This is a genomic window from Pedobacter kyonggii, from assembly GCF_004310665.1.
GTDB lineage: Bacteria > Bacteroidota > Bacteroidia > Sphingobacteriales > Sphingobacteriaceae > Pedobacter > Pedobacter kyonggii.
In genome coordinates, this window is record NZ_SIXF01000073.1 from 1 (window position 1) to 1,030 (window position 1,030).

1 protein-coding gene is annotated in these 1,030 nt (G+C 46.2%); it reads left to right on the top strand.

Going from position 1 to position 1,030, the window contains the following annotated elements; translation table 11 throughout:
- On the top strand, positions 1-238 hold a 238-nt coding region (locus tag EYS08_RS25595), incomplete at its 5' end, for a group II intron maturase-specific domain-containing protein (protein WP_317130093.1).
- Positions 239-1,030 lie beyond the last annotated feature (792 nt).

Below are 1,030 nucleotides of genomic sequence, written 5' to 3' on the forward strand. Positions count from 1 at the left end.
GGTAAGGGGGTGGATCAACTACTACAGTAAATTTTACAAAACGAAATTAAAAAGCTTTATGAGAGAAATTAATCTAAGAATTGTCAAATGGGCACGGAGCAAGTACCTGAAAGTCCGACCGACAGTGTTAAAAGGATTGAGATGGCTGCGAGCCATTAGTGACAAACAACCCAATTTATTCACCCACTGGACATTCGGCGTACTTCCAACGGTTGAGGATAGGAGCCGGATGAGGTGAGAGTCTCACGTCCGTATCTGTGAGAACTTCAGCGTTGAAACACCTGGATTTACTCGTTGAGCGACATGAATGATTTGCGCGAGCAAATCAGTGCTGTCTGATTGATGAGGGTTGGTCCCTCGGTATCGGCTTACAGGAGCAGGTACCAAACCGCCTCTGAGCTGCTTGGATTAAGTGTCCTGGTGGTGAGCGTCCGAGGAAAAGGCATCTTAAAGGTGTCAGGTAAGTATAAAGAAGATGAATGCAAATGAAGTGCCGAAGAGGCGTCGAAAGGATTAGATGATGTCAAAACTAAAGTACAGTAACACTTTATTATCAGCAGGGAGGGCGACCTGTTTACCGTCTCTGTGGCATCCGGGGTATAGGCAGCATGAGCTTTATACAGGCGATCAGATGGAACTTGTGAACCTGTCGGTAGGATGTGAAGGGAAAAGTCCAAGCGGAAGAACCCGCAAGGCCGAAAGTACCGATGCCTTCCACGGGGACAGAGCCACCCGTAGTAGTGATGATAGTCTTGGAAACTTGACTGGAGCGAAGGAGTGGCATTATCAGGCGCTGTACATTGATAGAAACTGTTCAAGGTTAATACTACAGGAGGTATAGAAGATGTACAGGCCAAAACCATATTGTATTTCAAGAAAGTCGGTTCATGAAGCCTACTTGAAGATCAAAGCCAACAAAGGCGCAGCGGGTGTAGACAAGATGAGTATGGAAGCATTTGACATGCAATCCCAGAAATACCTTTATAAGCTATGGAACCAGATGAGTTCTGGTAGCTACATGCCACCTGCC